General features: G+C 69.1%; 19 protein-coding genes and 1 other RNA gene. 1 reads left to right on the top strand and 19 read right to left on the bottom strand.

From position 1 onward, the window contains the following. Window positions 1-24: 24 nt before the first annotated feature. From ftsZ to mraZ, 15 genes are all read right to left on the bottom strand, one after another. Window positions 25-1263, bottom strand: a complete 1239-nt coding sequence (ftsZ, locus tag ACE3QP_RS07345; protein WP_374434840.1) for a cell division protein FtsZ — start codon at window positions 1261-1263, stop codon at window positions 25-27. 96 nt (window positions 1264-1359) lie between these two features. Next, window positions 1360-2589, bottom strand: coding sequence for a cell division protein FtsA (ftsA, locus tag ACE3QP_RS07340; protein ID WP_198112704.1), 1230 nt, complete (start codon window positions 2587-2589; stop codon window positions 1360-1362). 1 nt (window position 2590) lies between these two features. After that, a complete protein-coding gene (locus tag ACE3QP_RS07335; RefSeq protein ID WP_374434839.1) occupies window positions 2591-3412 on the bottom strand; it encodes a cell division protein FtsQ/DivIB in 822 nt (273 codons plus the stop codon). Window positions 3413-3419: 7 nt separating this feature from the next. Beyond that, on the bottom strand, window positions 3420-4385 hold the full coding sequence (locus ACE3QP_RS07330) for a D-alanine--D-alanine ligase (RefSeq protein WP_374434837.1): 966 nt from the start codon (window positions 4383-4385) through the stop codon (window positions 3420-3422). Window positions 4386-4387: 2 nt separating this feature from the next. Further along, the gene (gene murC, locus ACE3QP_RS07325) at window positions 4388-5794 is read right to left on the bottom strand and encodes a UDP-N-acetylmuramate--L-alanine ligase (protein WP_374434835.1); all 1407 of its coding nucleotides are present in this window, start codon (window positions 5792-5794) and stop codon (window positions 4388-4390) included. After that, on the bottom strand, window positions 5791-6897 hold the full coding sequence (gene murG, locus ACE3QP_RS07320; protein WP_374434833.1) for an undecaprenyldiphospho-muramoylpentapeptide beta-N-acetylglucosaminyltransferase: 1107 nt from the start codon (window positions 6895-6897) through the stop codon (window positions 5791-5793). Before murG ends, murC begins: the two co-directional genes overlap by 4 nt. Next, entirely contained in the window at window positions 6894-8138 is a 1245-nt protein-coding gene (ftsW, locus tag ACE3QP_RS07315; RefSeq protein ID WP_374434831.1) for a putative lipid II flippase FtsW, read from the bottom strand. The genes murG and ftsW overlap by 4 nt, the downstream gene beginning before the upstream one ends. Beyond that, the gene (gene murD, locus ACE3QP_RS07310) at window positions 8135-9898 is read right to left on the bottom strand and encodes a Mur ligase family protein (RefSeq protein WP_374434829.1); all 1764 of its coding nucleotides are present in this window, start codon (window positions 9896-9898) and stop codon (window positions 8135-8137) included. The genes ftsW and murD overlap by 4 nt, the downstream gene beginning before the upstream one ends. A 1-nt stretch (window position 9899) precedes the next feature. Continuing rightward, window positions 9900-11078, bottom strand: a complete 1179-nt coding sequence (mraY, locus tag ACE3QP_RS07305) for a phospho-N-acetylmuramoyl-pentapeptide-transferase (RefSeq protein ID WP_198112697.1) — start codon at window positions 11076-11078, stop codon at window positions 9900-9902. Further along, window positions 11072-12478, bottom strand: a complete 1407-nt coding sequence (murF, locus tag ACE3QP_RS07300) for a UDP-N-acetylmuramoyl-tripeptide--D-alanyl-D-alanine ligase (protein ID WP_374434827.1) — start codon at window positions 12476-12478, stop codon at window positions 11072-11074. Before murF ends, mraY begins: the two co-directional genes overlap by 7 nt. Next, the gene (locus ACE3QP_RS07295) at window positions 12478-13977 is read right to left on the bottom strand and encodes a UDP-N-acetylmuramoyl-L-alanyl-D-glutamate--2,6-diaminopimelate ligase (protein ID WP_374434825.1); all 1500 of its coding nucleotides are present in this window, start codon (window positions 13975-13977) and stop codon (window positions 12478-12480) included. Before ACE3QP_RS07295 ends, murF begins: the two co-directional genes overlap by 1 nt. After that, window positions 13977-15752, bottom strand: a complete 1776-nt coding sequence (locus ACE3QP_RS07290; protein ID WP_374434824.1) for a peptidoglycan D,D-transpeptidase FtsI family protein — start codon at window positions 15750-15752, stop codon at window positions 13977-13979. The genes ACE3QP_RS07295 and ACE3QP_RS07290 overlap by 1 nt, the downstream gene beginning before the upstream one ends. Next, window positions 15749-16054, bottom strand: coding sequence for a cell division protein FtsL (gene ftsL, locus ACE3QP_RS07285; protein WP_374434822.1), 306 nt, complete (start codon window positions 16052-16054; stop codon window positions 15749-15751). Before ftsL ends, ACE3QP_RS07290 begins: the two co-directional genes overlap by 4 nt. A 1-nt stretch (window position 16055) precedes the next feature. Continuing rightward, a complete protein-coding gene (rsmH, locus tag ACE3QP_RS07280; protein WP_374434904.1) occupies window positions 16056-16985 on the bottom strand; it encodes a 16S rRNA (cytosine(1402)-N(4))-methyltransferase RsmH in 930 nt (309 codons plus the stop codon). Window positions 16986-17034: 49 nt separating this feature from the next. Continuing rightward, window positions 17035-17463 carry a division/cell wall cluster transcriptional repressor MraZ gene (gene mraZ / locus ACE3QP_RS07275; protein WP_198112765.1) on the bottom strand — a complete coding sequence of 143 codons (429 nt, stop codon included), beginning with the start codon at window positions 17461-17463 and terminating at the stop codon, window positions 17035-17037. Window positions 17464-17732: 269 nt separating this feature from the next. Between mraZ and ACE3QP_RS07270 the strand changes: the two genes are divergently transcribed. Then, window positions 17733-18020 (top strand): hypothetical protein, encoded by a 288-nt coding sequence (locus ACE3QP_RS07270; protein WP_374434820.1) that lies wholly within the window; start codon window positions 17733-17735, stop codon window positions 18018-18020. A gap of 99 nt (window positions 18021-18119) precedes the next feature. On the opposite strand, the gene ACE3QP_RS07265 is transcribed toward ACE3QP_RS07270, so the two are convergent. The 4 genes from ACE3QP_RS07265 to rnpB all read right to left on the bottom strand — a co-directional run bounded on the left by ACE3QP_RS07265 (window position 18120) and on the right by rnpB (window position 21584). Next, window positions 18120-19046 carry a carbonic anhydrase gene (locus ACE3QP_RS07265; protein WP_374434818.1) on the bottom strand — a complete coding sequence of 309 codons (927 nt, stop codon included), beginning with the start codon at window positions 19044-19046 and terminating at the stop codon, window positions 18120-18122. Window positions 19047-19056: 10 nt separating this feature from the next. Next, window positions 19057-19812, bottom strand: a complete 756-nt coding sequence (locus ACE3QP_RS07260; RefSeq protein ID WP_374434817.1) for a hypothetical protein — start codon at window positions 19810-19812, stop codon at window positions 19057-19059. Between the two features lie 49 nt (window positions 19813-19861). After that, window positions 19862-21082, bottom strand: coding sequence for a multidrug effflux MFS transporter (locus tag ACE3QP_RS07255; RefSeq protein ID WP_374434815.1), 1221 nt, complete (start codon window positions 21080-21082; stop codon window positions 19862-19864). Window positions 21083-21169: 87 nt separating this feature from the next. Beyond that, window positions 21170-21584, bottom strand: an RNA gene (gene rnpB / locus ACE3QP_RS07250) — RNase P RNA component class A. Window positions 21585-21597: the final 13 nt, after the last annotated feature.

Below are 21597 nucleotides of genomic sequence, written 5' to 3'. Positions count from 1 at the left end.
TCGCGCAGTAGCTTGACGCCCCGCTCAGTCGGCTTGGCGGCGCAGGAAGGCGGGAATCTCGATGTCGTCCAGACCCGACGCCGACAGCGCATCCACCTTCTGCGCCGCACGCCCATAGCGCCAGACCGAGGGCATGTCGCGGTTGCCGAAGTCGCCGCCACCGCCATGGCCCATCACCGGGGCATGGCCCTGGCCCGGCAGGCCGGGGCTGGCCACGGCCTGGGTCAGGATGGGCAGGTTGTCAGTGCCGGTGCGCTGGCCATGCACCACCTGCATCTGCGGGCGGCTGTCGGTCGTGGTGGCTTGTTTGGCGCTGTTCAAGCCGGTGGCGATAACGGTGACGCGCAGCTGGTCGCCCAGGCTGTCGTCGTAGGCGGTGCCGTAGATGACGTGCGCGTCTTCATGGGCCAGACGCTTGATGGCGCTCATGGCGGCGCGCGACTCGGCCAGCTTGAAAGTGGAGCGCGAGGCGGCGATCAGCACCAGCACCCCGCGCGCGCCGGTGAGGTTGATGCCATCCAGCAGCGGGCAGGCCATGGCGGCTTCAGCCGCCTTGGTGGCGCGGTCCGGGCCGCCGGCCTGGGCGGTGCCCATCAGCGCCTTGCCGGGTTCCTGCATCACGGTGCGGACGTCCTGGAAGTCCAGGTTCACCAGGCCGGGCAGGTGGATCACGTCGGAGATGCCGCCGACGGCGTTCTTCAGCACGTCATTGCCGAAGGCGAAGGCCTGCTCCTGCGTGGCGTCATCGCCCAGCACGTCGAGCAGGCGGTCGTTCAGCACCACGATCAGCGAATCGACCGCGGCTTCGAGTTCGGTCAGGCCGGCGTCGGCCTGCTTGTTGCGGCGCGAGCCTTCGAAGTCGAAGGGCTTGGTGACGACGCCGACGGTCAGGATGCCCATGTCCTTGGCCACCTTGGCGATGACCGGGGCCGCACCGGTGCCGGTGCCGCCGCCCATGCCGGCGGTGATGAACAGCAGGTCGGTGCCCTCGAGCACGTCGCGGATGCGGTCTTCGGCTTCGGCCGCGGCTTCCTTGCCGCGCTCGGGAATGGCGCCGGCGCCCAGGCCGCTGCGGCCGAGCTGGATCAGCTGGTCGGCACGCGACTGGTTCAGGGCCTGGGCATCGGTATTGGCCGCAATGAATTCGACCCCTTGCACGCCCTGTTCGATCATGTGCTCGACGGCATTCCCGCCGCCGCCGCCAACACCGATCACCTTGATGCGGGTGCCTTGGTTGAACTCTTCGATCATCTCGATGGCCATACTTACCTCCGTGGACCGCGACATTCTCGCGGCAATACTGTGAAAAATCCAGGTTCAAACCCGCTTTATTTGGTTTGAACCCCTTGTTTTGTGGTGTCAGAACGTCCCGGCGAACCAATCCTTGAAGCGATGCATCAGGGTTTTCATGGAGCCTGCCTGCTGGGCCGCCTTGAAACCCCGGGTGCGCGCCAGCCGGCCTTCTTCCAAAAGGCCCATGACGGTGCTGGAGCGGGGATTGGCGACCATGTCGAAAAGGGCCGCGCTATACGTCGGATTGCCGCGTCGCACGGGTTTGAGGAACATGTCTTCGGCCAGTTCGATCATTCCGGGCATCACCGCCGAACCGCCCGCCAGCACGATTCCTGAACTGAGCAGTTCTTCGTAACCCGATTCGCGGATGACCTGGTGCACCAGGGCGAAGATTTCCTCGACCCGCGGCTCAATCACACCCGCCAGTGCCTGCTTGGACAACATGCGCGGCGCGCGGTCGCCCAAACCCGGCACCTCGACTTGGGCGGCGGGGTCCGCCAGCATTTGTTTGGCCACCCCAAACTCGACCTTGATTTCCTCGGCATCCTTGGTCGGGGTGCGCAGGGCCATCGCGATGTCGGAGGTGATCAGATCGCCGGCAATCGGGATCACGGCGGTATGTCGGATCGATCCGCCGGTAAAGATCGCCACATCGGTCGTTCCGGCGCCGATGTCCACCAGCGCCACACCGAGTTCGCGCTCGTCGGCGGTCAGGGCTGCCAAACTGCTGGCGCTGGGATTGAGCACCAATTGCTCGACTTCCAGTCCGCAGCGGCGCACGCATTTGACGATGTTTTCCGCCGCCGATTGGGCGCCCGTCACGATATGCACCTTGACTTCCAGGCGCCCGCCACTCATGCCGATGGGTTCCTTGACCTCATGGCCGTCGATGACAAATTCCTGCGGTTCGACCAGCAACAGGCGCTGATCATTCGGAATATTGATGGCCTTGGCGGTTTCCACCACCCGGGCCACATCCACCGGAGTGACCTCTTTGTCACGCACGATGACCATGCCGGTGGAGTTCTGCCCGCGAATATGGCTGCCGGTGATCCCCGTGAAAACCCGGGTGATTTTGCAGTCGGCCATCATTTCGGCCTCTTTCAGGGCCTGCTGGATGGCTTGCACGGTGGCGTCGATGTTGACCACCACACCGCGTTTCAAACCATGCGAGGGCGCCATGCCCAAACCCGCGAGCCGCAATTCCCCGCCCGGCATGACCTCGCCGACGACGGCCATGATCTTGGACGTGCCGATATCCAGGCCGACGACCAGATCCTTGTATTCCTTGGCCATGCTAGGGTTTCCTCGTAATTGCTTTGGGGTTGGGGTTGGGATTCACGCCAATACCGGTCAGGCGCAGGGCATAGCCCTCGACATGGCGCAGGTCGGCGCCGGCCACGTTGGTGTGGAAGCGCTGGGCCACGGCCAGGGCATGGGGCAGGAAGCGCTCGTAGCGCTGCACCAGGTCGTCTTCGCTGCCACGACCCAGTTCCACCACGGCACCGCTGGCCCAAGCCAGGCGCCAGGAACCACGGCCGGAGAGTTCGAGGCGGGTGACGCGCTCGCCCAGGCGCTGGCTGCTGCCCTGCAGGCGAATCCAGAGCCGCTGCACCTGCGGGGCGCTGCCGTTGGGGCCGGCGAACACGGGCAGGTTCTCGTCCTCGACGTCGCCGAGATTGGCGTGGAAGACCTCGCCGTGCGAGTTGAGCAGGGCACGCTCGGGGGCGGGCTCGCCCCAGTCGCCGCGGCCATCCCACAGCGCCACGGCGCGGTGCTCCTCCAGCTTGACCTTCATCAGCCCCGGCCACACGCGCTGCACCTGGGCGTGCCGCACCCAAGGCACCGCCTCGAAAGCCTTGCGCGCCTGCGCCAGGTTCAGGGTCAGGAAGTTGCCCTGCAGGTGCGGCAGCGCATTGGCCCGCAGCGTGGCCAGGCTGTTGCGCTCGACATCCCCCTCGATGCGGATCTGGCGCCAGTCCCACCAGGGCCGCTGCGCCAGCCAGCGTCCACCCGCCGTCACCAGCAGCAGCACGGCCAGCAGCGCCAGCACAGGCGCGGCCAGCTGCATCCAGCGGATGTCGCTGGGCAGGCTGTTGGTGGGCAAGGTGTCGGTCATCAGGGGCTCAGCGGCGATCCAGGCGCGCCTGCGCCAGCAGCCACAGGCAGAGCTGCGGGTAGTCCAGGCCGATCTGCTTGGCGGCCTTGGGCACCAGGGAGTGCGAGGTCATGCCGGGGCTGGTGTTCATCTCCAACAGGAAGGGCTTCTGATCCTTCTTGCGCAGCATCAGGTCGGCCCTGCCCCAGCCGCGGCAGCCCAGCAGCCGGTAGGCCTTCAGCACCAGGGCCTGCACCTCGGCTTCCAGCGCGGCGGGCAAGCTGCCGTACAGGTACTGGGTGCTGTTGCTGACGTATTTGTTCTCGTAGTCGTAGTTGCCGCCCACGGCGCGGATCTCGACCACCGGCAGGGCCTGCGCGCCCGCGCCGTCGCCCAGCACGGCGCAGGTCAGCTCGGGGCCTTCGATGCATTCCTCGAACAGCAGTTCGTCATCGAAGCCGAGCGCCAACTCCACCGCACCCTGCATCTCGGAATAGCCCTGGGCCTTGCTGATGCCGAAGCTCGACCCTTCGTGCGGCGGCTTGACGACGACCGGCAATCCCAGTTCGTCAGGGATGGTGCGCACGCGCTCGCGCGTCAGCTCGTGGCGTGCCAGCACCAGGGCACGCGGCGTGGGCAGGCCCTCGGCGATCCAGATGCGCTTGGTCGCCACCTTGTCCATGGCGATGGCCGAGGCCATCACGCCCGAGCCGGTGTAGGGGATGCCCAGGCATTCGAGCGCGCCCTGCAAGGAGCCGTCCTCGCCGCCGCGGCCGTGCAGGGCGATGAAGGCGCGCGCAAAGCCTTGTTCCTTCAGCTCCTGCAAGGGGCGCTCGGCCGGGTCGAAGGGGTGTGCGTCCACGCCCAGCGATTGCAACGCCGCCAGCACGCCGGCGCCGCTCATCAGCGAGACCGGCCGCTCGGCGCTGCTGCCGCCGAAGAGCACGGCCACCTTGCCGAGGGCCTTGGGATCGATCGAAGAGGTGTCGAACATGTTCAGGGCTTGACGTTGAAGTACTCGGCCATGCGCTTGGGCAGGCTGCTCATGGAACCGGCGCCCATGCCGATGACGACGTCGCCGGCGCGCGTCAGCTGCGCCAGCGCGGCAGGCATGTCGGCCACCTCGGGCACGAACAGCGGTTCCTTGCCGGCCAGGCGCAGCGCACGCGCCAGCGCGCGGCCATCAGCGGCGGGAATCGGCGCCTCGCCGGCGCTGTAGACCTCGGTCAGCAGCACGGCGTCGGCCGCGCCCAGCACGCGCACGAAGTCCTCGAAGCAATCGCGCGTGCGGGTGTACCGATGGGGTTGAAAGGCCAGCACGATGCGTTGATTGGGGAAGGCGCCGCGCGCGGCCGAGAGCACCGCGGCCATCTCCACCGGATGGTGGCCGTAGTCGTCGATCAGCAGGAACTGCCCGCCCTCGCCCGCCGGCCACAGGCCGTGGCGCTGGAAGCGCCGGCCCACGCCCTGGAAGGCGGCCAGTGCGCGCTGGATGGGCCCGTCCTCGATGCCGATCTCGGTGGCCACCGCAATCGCCGCCAGCGCATTGCGCACGTTGTGCTCGCCGGCCAGGTTCAGGGTGATGGGCAGGTCCGGCAGCTGGCTGCCATTGCGGCGCTGGCAGATGAACTGCATTTGCCCGCCACTCAGCGCCTGGATGTTCACCGCGCGCACATTCGCGTCCTCGCCCAGGCCGTAGCGCACCAGCGGGCGCTCGATGCGATCGAGCACCGCCTGCACGCCGGCGTCATCACTGCACACCACCGCCGCGCCGTAGAAGGGCATGCGGTGCAGGAAGTCGATGAAGGCCTGGTGCAGGCGCTCCACCGAATGCCCGTAGGTGTCCATATGGTCCTGGTCGATGTTGGTGACGACGGACAGCACGGGGCTCAGGTTCAGGAAGCTGGCATCGCTCTCGTCGGCCTCGACGACGATGAACTCGCCCTTGCCGAGCTGCGCGTTGGCGCCGGCCGCGTTCAGCAGGCCGCCGATGACGAAGGTCGGGTCCATGCCCGCCTCCACCAGGATGGAGGTCACCAGCGAGGTCGTCGTCGTCTTGCCATGCGTGCCGGCAATGGCGATGCCCGACTTCAGGCGCATCAGCTCGGCCAGCATCACCGCACGCGGCACCACCGGCACGCGGGCGGCGCGGGCGGCCAGCACCTCGGGGTTGTCGGCCTTCACCGCCGTGGAGGTGACGACCGCCTGGGCCTTGCCGATGTGCTCGGCGGCATGGCCGATGTGAATCGTCAGGCCCAGCTGGGCCAGGCGTTCGGTGACGGCGCTGGCGTGCTGATCCGACCCGCTGACCTGGAAGCCCAGGTTGTGCAGGATCTCGGCGATGCCGGACATGCCGGCGCCGCCGACACCGACGAAATGGATGCGTTTGACCGCGTGCTTCATGGGGCGCGGCCTCCTTGTGCGAGGGCTTCGATGGCATCCGCCACGCGCTGGGCGGCGCCGGGGCGATGCTGGGCGCGCGCGGCCGTGGCCAATTCCAGGCAGCGCGCGCGTGTGAGTTCGGTAGACAGCAGCGCGGCCAGGCGTGCGGGCGTGGCCTCGGGCTGCGGCAGGTGGATGGCCGCGCCCTGCGCGGCCAGGTGTTCAGCGTTATCGCGTTGGTGCGCAGTGGTCTTCACCACCAGGGGCACCAGCACTGCAGCCACGCCGGCGGCGCAGAGCTCGCTCACCGTGATGGCACCGGCGCGGCAGATCACCAGATCGGCGGCGGCCAGTTCGGCGGCCATGTCGTCGATGAAGGGGCGCACCTCGGCCCCACCCGGCCCCATCAAGCCGCGCTCGTCGTAGTCGGCCAGCACGGCGGCCAGATTGGCGTTGCCGGTCTGGTGCACCAGCTGCGGGCGCTGCTCGGGCGGGAGCAGGGCCAAGGCGGCCGGAATGGCTTCGTTCAGGGCCTTGGCGCCGAGCGAGCCGCCGACCACCAGCACGCGCAGCGGGCCGCTGCGGCCAGCAAAGCGCTCGGCCGGGGCGGGCAGGTTTTCGATGGCAGCGCGCACCGGATTGCCGGTCACCATGCCCTGCTGGACCTTCTCCACACCCTGGAAGCCGAAGCCGAAGGCCACCCGATCGGCCACCGGCAGCAGCGCCTTGTTGGAGAGCAGCAGGCCGGCGTCGGCATTCACCAGCACCAAAGGCTTGCCGAGCAGCGCGGCCATCAGCCCGCCGGGGAAACAGACGTAACCGCCCATGCCCAGCACGGCGCTGGCACGGCGGCGGCGCAGGATGCCTAGGCAGTTCCAGAAGGCCTTGAGCAGGCGCAGGCCGCCGAACACGGTTTCGATGAAGTTCTTGCCGCGCAGGCCGGAGAAGGCGATGGTGTCCAGCTCGATGCCGGCCTTGGGCACGAGCTGGTTCTCCATGCCATGCGCCGTGCCCAGCCAGCTGATGGTCCAGCCGCGCTGCTTCATCTCGGTGGCCAGGGCCAGGCCGGGAATGACGTGGCCGCCTGTGCCGGCGGCCATGATGACGAGGTGCTTCTGACTCATGCGCGGCCTCCGCGCATGAGTTGGCGGTTTTCCAAATCAACGCGAAGCACCACCGCCAAGGCAATCAAGTTCATCAAGATCGCCGAGCCGCCAAACGACAGCAGCGGAAGCGTCAAACCCTTGGTCGGCAGCGCCCCCAGGTTCACGCCGATGTTGATGAAGGCCTGCCCGCCCATCCAGATGCCCACGCCCTGGGCATAGAGCCCGGCGAACACCCGGTCCAGGGCGATCGCCTGGCGGCCGATCTGCACCACGCGGCGGGTCAGCCAGAAGAAGGCGCTGATCACCAGCACCACGCCGATCAGGCCGAGCTCCTCACCGATGACGGCGAGGAGGAAATCGGTGTGGGCCTCGGGCAGGTAGTGGAGCTTTTCCACCGAACCGCCCAGGCCCTGGCCCCACCACTCCCCGCGCCCGAAGGCGATCAGCGAGTGCGTGAGCTGGTAGGCCTTGCCGGCGGCGTACTTCTCGTCCCAGGGGTTCAGGTAGGCAAAGATGCGCTCGCGCCGGAACTCGCTGAAGCTGATCATCAGGACGAAGGCCCCGATCAGCACCAGCAGCACCAGGCTGAACATGCGGCCGTTCACGCCACCCAGGAACAGCACGCCAATGGCGATGGCGGCGATGACCATGAAGGCGCCCATGTCGGGCTCGGCCAGCAGCAGGATGCCCAGCAGGCCCAGCGTGGCCAGCATGGGCCAGACGGCCTGCCAGAAGTTCTCGCGCAGGTCCATCTTGCGCACCATGTAGCTGGCGCCGTACATGGCGATGGCGAACTTGGCCAATTCGCTGGGCTGGAAGTTCATCAGCCCCAGCGGCAGCCAGCGCCGCGCGCCATTCACGCCCTTGCCCAGGCCGGGGATCAACACCACCACCAGCAGCAGGATGGAGCCCAGCACCAGCCAGGGAGCCAGGCGCTCCCACACGCGCAGCGGGATCTGCGTGACCGCCAGCCCGCAGGCCAGGGCGATGCCAATGGCCAGCAGATGCCGGCTCAGGAAATGGGTGGGGGCGTAGCGCGCGAACTTGGGGTTGTCCGGCAGCGCAATGCTGGCCGAATAGACCATCACCAGGCCCAGGGCCAGCAGGCAGACCACCACCCAGACCAACAGCAGGTCAAAGCCATGCGCGCGGCTGGGCTGGCTGTCGCGGATCTGGATGCCGTCGCGCACTGGCAGCGCGAAGCCGCTGGCTTCGGCACCGGCCGGCTTCAGCTTGCCCCAGAGACCGCTCCAGTTCACAGCGTCTCCCCCCGCTCGGCCGCCAGCTCGCGCGCCGTGGCCACGAAGACCTCGGCGCGGTGGGCGTAGTTGCGGAACATGTCCAGCGAGGCGCAGGCCGGGCTGAGCAGCACGGTGTCGCCTTCGCGCGCCTGCTCAAAGGCCCAGCGCGTGGCGGCCTCCAGGCTGGCGTGGCGCTCGATGGGCAGCTCCAGCCCCTGCAGGCTCAGCGCGATCTGCTCGGCGTCCTTGCCGATCAAAGCCACCGCGCGGGCATGCCGATGGATGGGTTCGCGCAGCGGGCCGAAATCCTGGCCTTTGCCGTCGCCGCCCAGCACCAGGCTGAGCTGGCTGCCCTCGCGGTCGGCGCCCAGCCCGGCGATGGCAGCCACGGTGGCGCCCACATTCGTGCCCTTGCTGTCGTCCACGAAATCGATGCCGCCCAGCGTGCCCACCCACTCGACGCGATGCGGCTCGCCACGGTACTCGCGCAGCGCGTGCAGCATGGGCGCCAGCGGGCAGCCGATCTCGGTGGCCAGGGCCAGCGCCGCCAGCGCGTTGGCGCTGTTGTGGCGGCCACGGATGCGCAGTGCGTCGGCCGGCATCAGGCGCTGGATCTGCAGCTCCACCTCCTCGGCCTTGGCGCCGCGCTTGACGCGCAGGGGCGTGTCGTCGCTGGGCAGCGCACGCGCCAGCCAGGCAATGCCGCCGGCCTCCACGAGGCCGAAGTCGCCCGGGGCCTTGGGTTCATCCAGGCCGAAGCGGCAAACACGGCGCGGCGTCCACTTCACCGTCACCTTCAGCGGCTTGCCGCGCGCGCCCATCGGCGGGGGCGGCGGCGTGGGCACCATGGCCTCCACCAGCGGGTCGTCGCGGTTGATGACCATCAGCGCCTGGCTGCCGAAGATGCGCGCCTTGGAGGCCGCATAGGCCTGCAGGTCGCCGTGCCAGTCCAGATGGTCCTGCGTGATGTTGAGCACCGCGGCGGCACTGGGTTCGAAGCCTTGCACGCCGTCGAGCTGGAAGCTGGACAGCTCCAGCACCCAGACCTCGGGCAGAGCCTTGAACTCGGGCGGGCGCGGCGGCGGCGGCTCGATCGGCAGGGTCTTGTGTTCGAGCAGCTCGTCCAGCTGCTCCAGGCTGATGTCCTCGGCCGGCGCGGGTTCCACCACGTCCACCAGCAGTGGCGCATCCGCCTCCGGCTCGGGTTCGGGCATCGGCAGGTCGAGCTGCTCGGGCGTGTCGAACGCAGGCGCATGGCCTTCTTCGCGCAGCGTGCTGCTCAGGGTGTCGAGCAGGGTCGGGCCGATGTTGCCGGCCACGGCCACGCGGCGGCCGGCAGCTTCGCAGAGCTGGCCGGTCAGCGAGGTCGTCGTCGTCTTACCGTTGGTGCCGGTGATGGCCAGCACGGCCGGGGCGTAGCGCCATTGCGCCTTCAGCGCGGCCAGGGCCTCGGCGAACAGGTCCAGTTCGCCCTGCACACGCACGCCAGCCTCGCGCGCGCGGCCCAGCAGGGGCTGCAGGCGGGCATCGAGCGGCGACAGGCCGGGGCTCTTGAACACACGCTGCGCACCGCCCAGTTCCTCGGCGCGCAGTTCACCGCGCAGGCGCTCGGCCTGCGGCACCAGGGCGGCCAGCGCGGCGTCCTGCGGCGCGGCATCGCGCGAATCCCACACCCGCACGCGCGCTGCACCCTGCCAGGCCGCCCAGGCCGCCATGGCCAGGCCGCTGTCGCCCAGGCCCAGCACCAACACGGATTGATCGCGCAGCAGGTCGAGCATGTCAGCGCAGCTTGAGTGAAGCCAGACCGACCAGACAGAGCAGCATGGTGATGATCCAGAAGCGGATCACCACCTGCGTCTCGGTCCAGCCCTTCTTCTCGAAGTGGTGGTGCAGCGGCGCCATGCGGAACAGGCGCCGGCCCTCGCCGTACTTCTTCTTCGTGTACTTGAACCAGCTGACCTGCAGCATCACGCTCAAGGTCTCGGCCACGAAGATGCCGCCCATGATGGCCAGCACGATCTCCTGGCGCGTGATGACGGCAATCGTGCCCAGCGCGCCGCCCAGCGAAAGCGCCCCGACATCGCCCATGAAGACCTGGGCCGGGTGGGCGTTGAACCACAGGAAGGCCAGGCCCGCGCCGGCCATGGCCGAGCAGAAGATCAGCAGCTCGCCGGCACCGGGGATGTGGGGCAGGAACAGGTAGCGGCTGAACACCGCCGAACCGGTGGCGTAGGCGAACACGCCCAGGGCCGAGCCCACCATCACCACCGGCATGATGGCCAGGCCGTCCAGGCCGTCGGTGAAGTTCACGGCGTTGCTGGCGCCCACGATGACGAAGTAGGCAAAGGCCATGAAGCCCCAGACCCCGAGCGGCATGCTGATGGTCTTGAAGAAGGGCACGATCAGGTCGGCCTTGGGCGGCAACTCGGTGGAGAAGCCGCTCGTCACCCAGCGGAAGAACAGCTCGGCCACGCGCAGGGCATTGACCTCGGAGACCGAGAAGGCCAGGTAGATCGCGGCCAGCAGGCCGATCAGCGATTGCCAGAAGAACTTCTCGCGGCTGCGCATGCCCTCGGGGTTCTTGTCGACGACCTTGCGCCAGTCGTCCACCCAGCCCACGGCACCGAAGCCCAGGGTCACGGCCATCACCACCCAGACGAAGCGGTTGCTCCAGTCGAACCACAGCAGGGTCGAGACGGCGATGCCGATCAGCACCAGCACGCCGCCCATGGTGGGTGTGCCGCTCTTCTTCAGGTGGGTCTGCACGCCGTACTCGCGCACCGGCTGACCGATCTTCAACGAGGTCAGGTAGCGGATCACCCAGGGCCCGAAGGCCAAGCCGATGAGCAGCGCCGTCAGGGCCGCCATCACCGCGCGGAAGGTGATGTACTGGAACACGCGCAGCCAGCCCCAGTCGGGCATCAGAGCCTGCAGCCATTCGGCCAGCACGATCAGCATGCGGCGTCTCCCTTGTCGTTCAGTGCCTGCAGCGCCTGCACGGCCTGCTCCATGCGCATGAAGCGCGAGCCCTTGGCCAGCACCGAGGCCGCCGTGGGGCGCTCGGCGCCGAGAGCAGCCGCCAGCTCCGCGGCATCGGCGAACACACGTGCGCCCGGCCCATAGGCCGTGGCCGCGTGCTGCACGGCCGTGCCGGCACACCACAGGTGCTCGATGCCGCGTTCACGCGCCAGCTGGCCCACTTCGGCGTGGAAGGCTGGGCCTTGATCGCCCACTTCGCCCATGTCGCCCATCAGCAGCCAGCGCGGGCCGGGCAGGCCGGCCAGCAGCTCGATGGCAGCGCGCATCGAATCGGGGTTGGCGTTGTAGCTGTCGTCCACCAGCGTGACGCTGCGCCCCTCCAGGCGCAGGGCATGCAGCTGCGAACGCCCCTTGGCGGCCTGGAAGCCTTGCAGACCTTCGCGCACTGCGGCGAGCGGCGCGCCGGCGGCCAGCGCGCAGGCGGCGGCCGCCAGCGCATTGCGCAGGTTGTGCACGCCGGGCATCGGCAAGACCACCGGCAGTTCGCCGGCCGGGGTGTGCAGCTCGATCGCCCAGTGGCTGTCCTGCCAGGTGGCGTCGGCGGTGAGGTCGGCGCCGCCCTGCAGCGCGAAGGTCAGGTGGGCACGGTCGCCGGCCAGGTCCCACCAGATCGGTGCGCAGGCGTCGTCGGCCGGGAACACCGCGGTACCGCTGGGCGGCAGGGCCAGGAAGACGGCACCGTTCTCGCGCGCCGTAGCCTCCACGGTGGCCATGAACTCCTGGTGCTCGCGCTGGGCGTTGTTCACCAGGGCCACGGTGGGGGCGGCCAGCTGGGCCAGGGGCGCAATCTCGCCCGGGTGGTTCATGCCGATCTCGACCACCGCCGCGCGGTGCCACACGCCTTCTTCGTTCTGGCGCAGGCGCAGCAGCGTGAGCGGCACGCCGATGTCGTTGTTGAAGTTGCCGGCCGTGGCCAGCGTGGCCTCGGGGCCGACCCAGGCGCGCAGGATGCTGGCGATCATCTGCGTCACCGTGGTCTTGCCGTTCGAGCCGGTGACGGCAATCACGGGCAGCAGCTTCTTGGCACGCCAGGCCCCGGCCAGCGCGGCCAGCGCGGCGCGGCTGTCGGGCACCTGGAGGCCGTTCAGGTTTTCAACGCCGCGCTCGGCCATCACCGCCACGGCCCCGGCCGCGGCGGCCTGGGGCAGAAAGTCGTGCGCGTCGAAGCGCTCGCCCTTCAAGGCGACGAACAGGTCGCCGGCCTGCAGGCTGCGCGTGTCGGTGTGCACGCGCTGGAAGGCGACGGTGGCATCGCCGAGCAGTTCGGCTGCGATGCCACGGGCCTGCAGGGCGCTGCAGGCTTCACCCAGGGTCCACATCACAGACCGGCCCTTTCGATCAGGGCGGCGCGCGCCTGCAAGGCATCGTCGAACGGATGCTTGACGCCCTGGATCTCCTGGTAGTCCTCATGGCCCTTGCCGGCGATGACGATCAGGTCCTCGCGCGCGGCGCCGAGCACGGCGGCGCGGATGGCCTCGGCGCGGTTCTCGATCGCCTGGTGGGCGCCGCTCACGCCTGCCGCGATGTCGGCCAGGATCTGCGCCGGGGCTTCGGTGCGCGGGTTGTCGCTGGTGATGACGACGGCATCGGCCAGACGCGCGGCGATGGCACCCATCTGCGGGCGCTTGCCGCGGTCGCGGTCGCCCCCGCAGCCGAACACGACGTGCAGCTTGCCCGCGCGCGCCGCGGCCAGGGGCTTGAGGGCGGAGAGGGCCTTGTCCAGCGCGTCGGGGGTGTGGGCGTAGTCCACCACCACCATGGGCAGCTCGCGCCCGGTGCCGATGCGCTGCATGCGGCCGGGCACCGGCGTCACCGGGCTGCAGGCGGCAATCGCCGCATCCAGCGGCAGGCCGAGCGCGCGCAGCGCCGCCAGCACGCCCAGCCAGTTGTGCAGGTTGTAGTCGCCGATCAGGCCGGTCTGCACGCGGCGCTGCTCGCTGCCCTCGATGACATCGAAGGCCAGGCCCTGCGCGGTGTAGTGCGGATTGGCACCGCGCACGCGGGCGGCGGCGGCCGTGCCCACGGTCCAGAGCTCGTAGCGGCCCTGCAGCTCGGCGGCCCAGGCGGCGCCTTGCGGGTCATCGCTGTTCAGCACCGCGGCCTGCAGGCCGGGCCAGTCGAACAGCTTGCGCTTGGCGGCGGCGTAGGCGGTCATGTCGCCGTGGTAGTCCAGATGGTCCTGCGTGAAATTGGTGAACTGCGCCACCTTGATCTGCACGCCGCCCAGGCGGTGTTCCTCGATGCCGATGCTGCTGGCCTCGATGGCGCAGGCGGCAAAGCCGGCGTCGCGCATGGCCTTGAAGCCCTGCTGCAGACGCACCGGGTCGGGGGTGGTCAGGCCGGTGTATTCGACCGGCATGGCCGCGGCGCGGCCGTCGGGTGCGGGCGGCTCGCCCACGCCCAGGGTGCCCACCACGCCGCAGCGGCGCCCGGCCAGGCTCAGGGCCTGCGCCGTCCACCAGGCGGTGCTGGTCTTGCCATTGGTGCCGGTGACGGCGATGACATCCAGCGCCTGGGTGGGCTGGTCAAAGAACTCGGCGGCGATGGCGCCGGTGTGGCGCTTCAGTTCGGGCAGCGCGGCCACGCGGGCGTCATCGAAGCCAAAGGCCTCCAGGCCTTCGGCCTCGACCAGGCAGGTGGCCGCACCGGCCGCCAGCGCCTGCTTCACGAAGCTGCGGCCGTCGCGCACATGGCCCGGCCAGGCCACGAAGGCATCGCCCGGGCGCACGGCACGGCTGTCGCTCACCAGCGTGCCGGTGCACCACTCGCGTAGCCAGCGGGCGGCGGCTTCGGGGGATTTGAGGCGCGTGACTCCCATCAGAAGCTCTCCAGCACCGGTTTGATTTGGTTGTTGTTCATGGCCACGATCTGGCTCTGCACGTCCAGATCGGGCGGCACATGCATCAGGCGCAGGGTCTGGGCCACCACCTGGCTGAACACCGGGGCGGCCACGGCGCCGCCGTAGTACACGCCGTTGCTGGGCTCATCCACCATCACCGCCACGACGATGCGCGGCTTGGCCACCGGGGCCAGGCCCACGAACCAGCTGCGGTACTTGCGGCCGGCGTAGCCCGCGCCTTCCTGCTTGTGCGCGGTGCCGCTCTTGCCGCCCACGCTGTAGCCCAGCACCTGGGCCTTGGGGCCGGTGCCACCGGGGCTGGCGGCCAGCTGCAGCATCTCGCGCACGGCACGCGCGGTCTCGGGCGAGAACACGCGCACACCGGCGGGGTGCTCGTCGGGGGCGCGCTTGTTCAGCGTCACCGGCAGCAGCTCGCCATCATGCGCAAAGGCGGTGTAGGCGCGCGCCAGCTGCAACAGGCTGGCCGAGAGGCCGTAGCCGTAGCTCATGGTGGCCTGCTCGACCGGGCGCCAGCTCTTCCAGGGCCGCAGCTTGCCGCTCACGGCCCCCGGGAACTGCAGCTGCGGCCGCTGGCCCAGGCCGATGCTGGTGTACATCTCATGCAGGTCCTTGGGCTGGAACTGCATGGCGATCTTGGCCACGCCGATGTTGCTGGACTTCTGGATCACGCCGTCCAGCGTCAGGTCGCCATAGGCATGCACATCGCTGGGGTAGAAGCCGTTGAAGCCGATCGAGCGCGGCGCGACGTTGATGATGCTGTCGCGACGAAAGCGGCCACTCTCCAGCGCGATCGCCGCGATGAAGGGCTTCATCGTCGAGCCGGGCTCGAACACGTCGGTGAGGGCGCGGTTGCGCAGTTGGGCGCCGGTGAGGTTCTTGCGCGCGGCCGGGTCGAAGCTGGGGTAGTTGGCCAGCGCCAGGATTTCGCCGGTCTGCGCATCCAGCACCACCACCGAGCCGGCCTTGGCCTTGTGCTCGGCCACGGCGTCGCGCACGCGCTGGTAGGCGAAGAACTGCACCTTGGCGTCGAGCGAGAGCTGCACGTCGCGGCCGTTCTGGGCCGGCAGCTCGTCGCCGATGTCCTCGACGATGCGGCCCAGGCGGTCGCGCAGCACGGCGCGACGGCCGTCCTGACCCTGCAGCTGGCGCTGGAAGGCGAGCTCGATGCCTTCCTGGCCGCGGTCTTCCAGATTGGTGAAGCCCACCACATGGGCCGAGGCCTCCCCTTCCGGGTAGCGGCGGCGGAACTCGCGGTCCTGGTAGACGCCCTTGATCTTGGCGTCCTTCAGGGCCTGGGAGCTGGCGTCGTCGAGCTCGCGCTTGAGCCAGGTGAACTTGCCCTCGGTGGCGAGCTTCTTCTCCAGCTCGGCGCGCGGCAGGTCGAGCAGCTTGGCCAGCTCGTCCAGGCGGCTGCGGTCCACCTCTTGGGGCACGGCCCAGGCCGAGGGCACGGCCACGCTGGCAGCGAGCAGCTGACCATTGCGGTCCTGGATGCGGCCACGGTTCGCGGGCAGCTCGAGGGTGGCGGAGTAGCGCTGCTCACCCTGGTCCTGGAAGAACTCCTTGGCCCAGACCTGCACATAGACCGCGCGCCCCACCAGGCCCAGGAAGGAGGCGCCGATCAGCGCCACCAGCAGGCGCGAACGCCAGACCGGCGTCTTGACCTTCAGCAGCGGGCTGCTGCCATAGCTCAGCGTTTGTGCAGCCTCGGTGCTGCGACGGAACAGCTTCATGGTTGCGAGGCCGCGGAGGCGGCGGGCGTGGCGGAAGGGGCGGGAGCCGTGCCCAGGGTCACGGCCGGGGTGATGGGGCGCATCTGCAGGCGCTCGCGCGCCAGTTGCTCGACGCGCAGATTGGTGGCCTCGGCCTCGCGTTCGGCCTGCAGGTGCTGCAGGTCCGCGTCCAGCTTGCGCGCGGTGAACTTGGCGCGCTCCAGCTGGGCGAACAGACGGCGGTGCTCATAGCTCTGGCGCACCAGGAACAGGCTGGACAGGACCAATGCGATCAGCAGCAACACGTTGAGGCGGACCCACATGTCAGTTGATGCGCTCGGCCACGCGCAGCACGGCGGAGCGCGAGCGCGGGTTGGCGGCCACTTCGTCCGCGCCCGGGTGGATGCGCGCAATGCCCTTCAGCGGCATGGCGCGCGGCGGCGCGAAGGGCGCGCGGCGGTCCGGCTCGTCCTTGCTGTGCAGCTGGATGAAGCGCTTGACGATGCGGTCTTCCAGCGAGTGGAAGCTGATGACGCCCAAGCGTCCGCCCAGCTTCAGATGCCGGAGGCTGGGCTCGAGCGCGCCGCGCAGCTCTTCAAGCTCGGCATTGACGTGAATCCGTAGAGCTTGAAACGTGCGGGTCGCAGGGTCCTGCCCCGGCTCTCGGGTCTTGACGACGCGCGCGACAAGCTCGGCGAGCTCTCGGGTGCGTTCCAGCGCGGGGCCAGATTCGCGGCGAGCCACAAGCGCCTTTGCAATCGGGCCAGCAAACCGTTCTTCCCCATAGTCACGAATCACCTCCGTCAGCGTGCGCACATCGGCGCGGGCCAGAAACTCGGCAGCGGATTCGCCCCGGGTCGTGTCCATGCGCATGTCCAGCGGACCGTCGGCACGGAATGAAAAACCCCGTTCGGGGGCGTCGATCTGCGGGCTGGAGACCCCGATGTCGAGCAGCAGACCGTCCACGGCCGGGAAGCCCTGATCGGCCGCCACCTCGGCCCACTCGGAAAAGCGCGCGTGGTGGATGGAAAAGCGCGGGTCGTCGATGGCCTGACCGGCCTGCAGCGCGGCCGGGTCGCGGTCCAGCGCCAGCAGGCGGCCTTGCGGGCCCAGGCGCGAGAGCAGCAGCCGACTGTGGCCGCCGCGGCCGAAGGTGCCGTCGACGTAGACGCCGTTCAGGTCGGCCTCGGCATGCAGCAAGGCGTCCACCGCCTCATGCAGCAGCACGGTGATGTGCGGACGGGTTGCGCTCAGGTCGGCGCTCGAGTCGGCGCGGTCAGGGGCAGTCACGGCGGGCAGCCCCTTAGAAGTTCAGTTCGGCAATGGAAGCCGGCATCGCCGAGGCCATGGTGGCGGCCTCGTGGTCGGCATGCACCTGGGCATCCCAGAGCTCGAAGTGCGAGCCCACGCCCATGAATTTCAGGTCGCGCTGCAGCTTGGCGAAGCTGCGCAGCTCCGGCGCGATCAGGAAGCGGCCGGCACTGTCCAGCTCCACGTCCTGGGCGCTGCCCAGCAGGAAGCGGCGCCAGGCGGCGGCGTCCTGCGGCAGGGCCAGCAGGCGGGCGCGCAGTTCCAGCCAGATCGGCTGCGGGTAGAGCTTCAGGCAGCCTTCAGGGCTCTTCACCAGCGTCAGCTGGCCGCCGCACTGCTGCGCCAGGGTCTCGCGAAAGCGCGTAGGCACAGCGGTACGGCCCTTGGCGTCCATCGCCAAGACCGAAGTCCCCTGAAACACCTCGCCCATCGAGTCGGCCACGCCGCGCCCCCAGCTAAACCACTAAAACCCACTTTTCGCAACTTTACTCCCGCCTTATCCCCTTCCATAGGTCCGTGAAACAAAAAAACTTCCTGTCGCATCAAGTACTTAGGACGACATTTGAAGGCAGTCGAAAAGACAAAAGTCATTGCAAATAAAGCACTTGCATGAGTTAGCGAAAGTACCGCCTCAAGAGCAGTGCAGCTCGTCACAGAATGCGCCTCCGTATCAATCCGGATGCTGCCGCCATGCCCCGCCAGATGCCCCAGCTGCTGCTGCTGCTCCTGACCCTGACCGCGCTCAGCCTGGCGGCGCACCGCCTGGCCGGCTTGCCGCTGCCGGCGGCAGCCGCGCTGCTGCTGGCCGGTGTGCTGGCCCAAGGCTTTGCCAGCTACAAGCCCCCGGCGCCGGACTTCTTCGAGCCGCGTCGCGGTCTGGGTCCGGCATTGGCGTGGTTGTTGCGCGCAGCGCTGGGCATCGCCGCGCTGTGCGGCGTGCTGCTGGGTCTGCTGTGGGTGCTGCGGAACACGCTCTGAGGCCGCCGCGCTGAAGAGGCGCGGGCCATCGGTCGCGCCTGGGCCGACCCCGGTTGGGGCGGGCGAAGCCGGGAGGCGCCGTGATGGCGCCCCGCGTCCTTAGAAGGATTCCTTGACGATGCGCCCGCCGGCCGGCTGGATGGGCCGGGCATTCATCGGGTAGAGCTTGGCCAGGATGGCGAGCTGCTGCGCGCCCACGGGCACGGGCTGGCGCATCACCATCCACAGCACGTCCTCGCTGCAGGGCGGCGTGGTCAGGCTCCCCATGAAGGTGTAGTAGCCGCGCTCGGCCGGCAGCAGCAGGTTCAGGTCGAGAGTGCCCGAGGCCGGATTGAGCTGGTGCTTTTCCAACGGCAGGTGGTTGAGCACCTGCTGCACCTGGGTTTGGTCGCTGCCGCGCTCCAGCAGCACGGCCAGCACGGCCAGGCGGCCGGCTTCGTCCTTGTGCACCAGATGGGCGGAGAGGTCGTAGCCGCGCCCGTTGATGCGTTCTTCGCTGGGCTTGTGGAAGTGGAACTGCTGCAGCTCGTAGCGGCGCTGCATCACGCTCAGGAAGTTGCCGGGCTCGACATTGACCTGGATGCTGTGGCCGGTGTCGATGACGGAGAAGCTGCTGGGGCGGTACTCGAACTGGATGGGCTCGAGATCGACCTTCAGGGTGTCGCGAATGTCGATCGGGGTCTGCCGCGTGCCGATGGCACACAGGCGGTTCTCGGGGGCCAACTCGCCCCAGCGGTCGGGGGCGCCCTCGCCGGTATAGCCCCAGTGCGGCTTGACGGTCGACTTGGCCGCCGGCTTGCCTGCTGCCCGGTCCGCCCCGGGCTTGGCGGCCTGGTTGCGCAGCTGCAGCGCCTTGGACGGCTCCTTCTCCAGCTTCTCGGCCAGGCGCTGGCGCAGGTCCTTGGCCGGCTCTTCGGCGTGAACGGCGGGGGCGGCCAGCAGGGCCAGGGCAAGGCAGAGGCGGGTCAGGCGCATGGTGCAGCTATCGGCAGCGGCCAGGGCCAGCTTGAATTGGGCGGCGTTCACCCGCCAGTTCTCAATCGAACTCGGCGACCGCCTGCTGGTAGGCCGGCGACTCGCGCACCGCCCCCACCGCATCCCAGATGCGTTCGGCCAGCGCGCCATCGCGCAGCACCAGGGCGCGCGACAGCAGCAGGTAATAGGGCTTGGCCACCAGCGGGGGCTCCAGGCGCTCGATCAGCCCGGCCCACTCGGGGTGCTTGCGGATCAGGTGCTCGGCTTGCTGGGTCTGCAGCGCGGCGGCGTCGATGCGCTCGCGCACCAGCTTGGTCAGCACCGCCTCGGCCTGGCGCGTGCCCTCGTCCACCTTCAGGCCCTTGGCCTGCAGCCAGGGCACGATGGAAAAGCCCGCCTGCGCGCCCACCGGGCGCTCACCGACCTGCAGCTGCTGGCCATCCCAGTGCACGGCGGTGCCCTTGCGGCGAAACAGGTGGTAGCTCTCGGTGAGCATGCGCCGCTCCTCGTCCACCCGGCCGTTGCGCAGCGGGTAATGGGCGAAGGCCTGGCGCTCGGCGCTGAAGCTGGCCTTGAAGGCGCCGTCCACCAGGTTGTCGCGCAGGGATTGAAGGCAGCGCTTCCAAGGCTGGCGCTCCACCAGGATGCGCAGGGCCAGGCGCTCTTCCACGGCGCCGAGCATGACCATGTTCAGCCCGCGTCCGCCCTTCAGCAGCCAGGGGTGGCTGTCCTCGTCTTCGGCGCAAAAGCGCAGCACCGGCTGCGCGCCGGCCGTTTGCATCGCCACCACCAGGCACAGCATTCCCAGCCAGCGCATCGCCGCTCCTGCATCTGAAGTGGCCCGAGCCTAGCGCGGATGCCGCAGTTCAAGCATCGGGGCTGACCGGCAGTGCGCGCCGCACCGTGCGCCATGCCACCAAACCCACCAGCATGAAGCCGGCCGAGGTCAGTGCCAGCCCGATCAGCGAGTGCATCACCAGCGGCACCAGCGCGCCCGCCACCAGGGCGTTGGCACCGGCGGCGATGGCCGACTGCAGCGAGCTCGCCATGCCGCGCCGGTCCGGCGCCTGGTCCAGCACCATCAGCGTGACCACCGGCACCATCAGCGCCCAGCCCAGGCTGAAGAGCCCGATCAGCGGCAGACTCCAGACCTCGTGGCCGGGCAGCAGCAGGTTCAGCAGCAGGTTCAGCAAGGTGGCGGCAACCATGATGCTGAAGCCGCGCCGAATCTGCACATGGGGCTTGATGCGCCCGGCCAGGCGCCCGCTCAGCGCCGCACCGCCCATGATGCCGCCGATGGTGCAGAGGAAGAACCAGAAGTACTGCGTGGGCGCAAAGCCCAGGTGCTGGCCCAGGAAGGTGGGCGCCGCCAGCACGTACAGGAACATGCCGTTGAAGGGGATGCCACTGGCCAGCACCAGCAGCAGGAAGCGCGGGTTGCGCAGCAGGCCGCTGTAGCCGCGCATCAGCGGCTTGACGGCAAAAGGCTGCACCGACTCCGGCGGCAGGCTTTCGGGCAGCAGGCGCCAGTTGATCGTCAGCAGCAGCAGGCCCACGCCGGCCAGGAACCAGAAGATGGCGTGCCAGTCGGCATGCACGTACAGATAGCCCCCCACCAGCGGCGCGATGGCCGGCGCCACGCCGAAGAAGATCGTGACCTGCGACATCACGCGCTGCGCCTCGGAGGGCGGAAACAGGTCGCGGATGACGGCGCGCGAGACCACCATGCCGGCGCCCGCGCTGACGCCCTGCAACGCCCGGAAGAGGATCAGCGTCTCGATGTGCTGGGAGAGCGCGCAGCCGACCGAGGCCAGCGTGAACAGCGCCATGCCGCCCAGCACCACCGGCCGGCGCCCGAAGCAGTCGGACAGCGCGCCGTGGAACAGATTCATCACCGCAAAGCCCAGCAGGTAGCTGGACAGGGTCTGCTGCAGCTGCACGGGCGTGGCGCCGGTGCTGCGCGCGATGCCCTCGAAGGCGGGCAGGTAGGTGTCGATCGAGAAGGGCCCGATCATGCCCAGACCGGCCAGCAGCACGGCCAGGGTCCAGTGGGGGTAGCGCCAGAGCGTGGCGGCTTGGGGATGCATGGGCGCTGAGCTCGGTACGGCGAAGCAAGCCAGTATCAGGGCGCGGCACCCTGCAACCCATCCGTCAGGGCTTTGCCGCCAAAGGTGTCGTGAAGCACCCCGATAGGCCGGATTCTGTGTCCGACCCCTTGCGGGGCCGGTGACCGCCATTCCTCTGGGCCGGGGCTCACACCCCGGCTCGATGCCACCTACCCGCCGGCTCAGCGAGCCACCTCAAAACCGGCCTACTTGGTGTTGCTGCGCGTAGAGATTGCCCGTTTCACCCCATGGCCCTCGCCTTGCGGCGCCCCGCCCAGCATGCCCGGCAAGCCAGGCCCTGTGGGTCGGATTCAGGAAGTGGCAGCTTGCACCGCGCCTTCCTTGAGACCATGGACTCGTCTCTGTTGCTCTGATCCTCGGCTCACGCCGGAGGGGTGTTACCCCCTACGCTGCTCTGTGCAGTCCGGACCTTCCTCCAGTGCGGCCTTTCGGCGATTGCACCAGCGGCGGTCTGGAGTGCTTCACGACGGGCGCAT

This window comes from Inhella sp. (assembly GCF_041912635.1).
Lineage (GTDB): Bacteria > Pseudomonadota > Gammaproteobacteria > Burkholderiales > Burkholderiaceae_C > Inhella.
The sequence above is the reverse complement of the archived record's forward strand: the minus strand, read 5'-3'. Positions and strand labels throughout refer to the sequence as shown.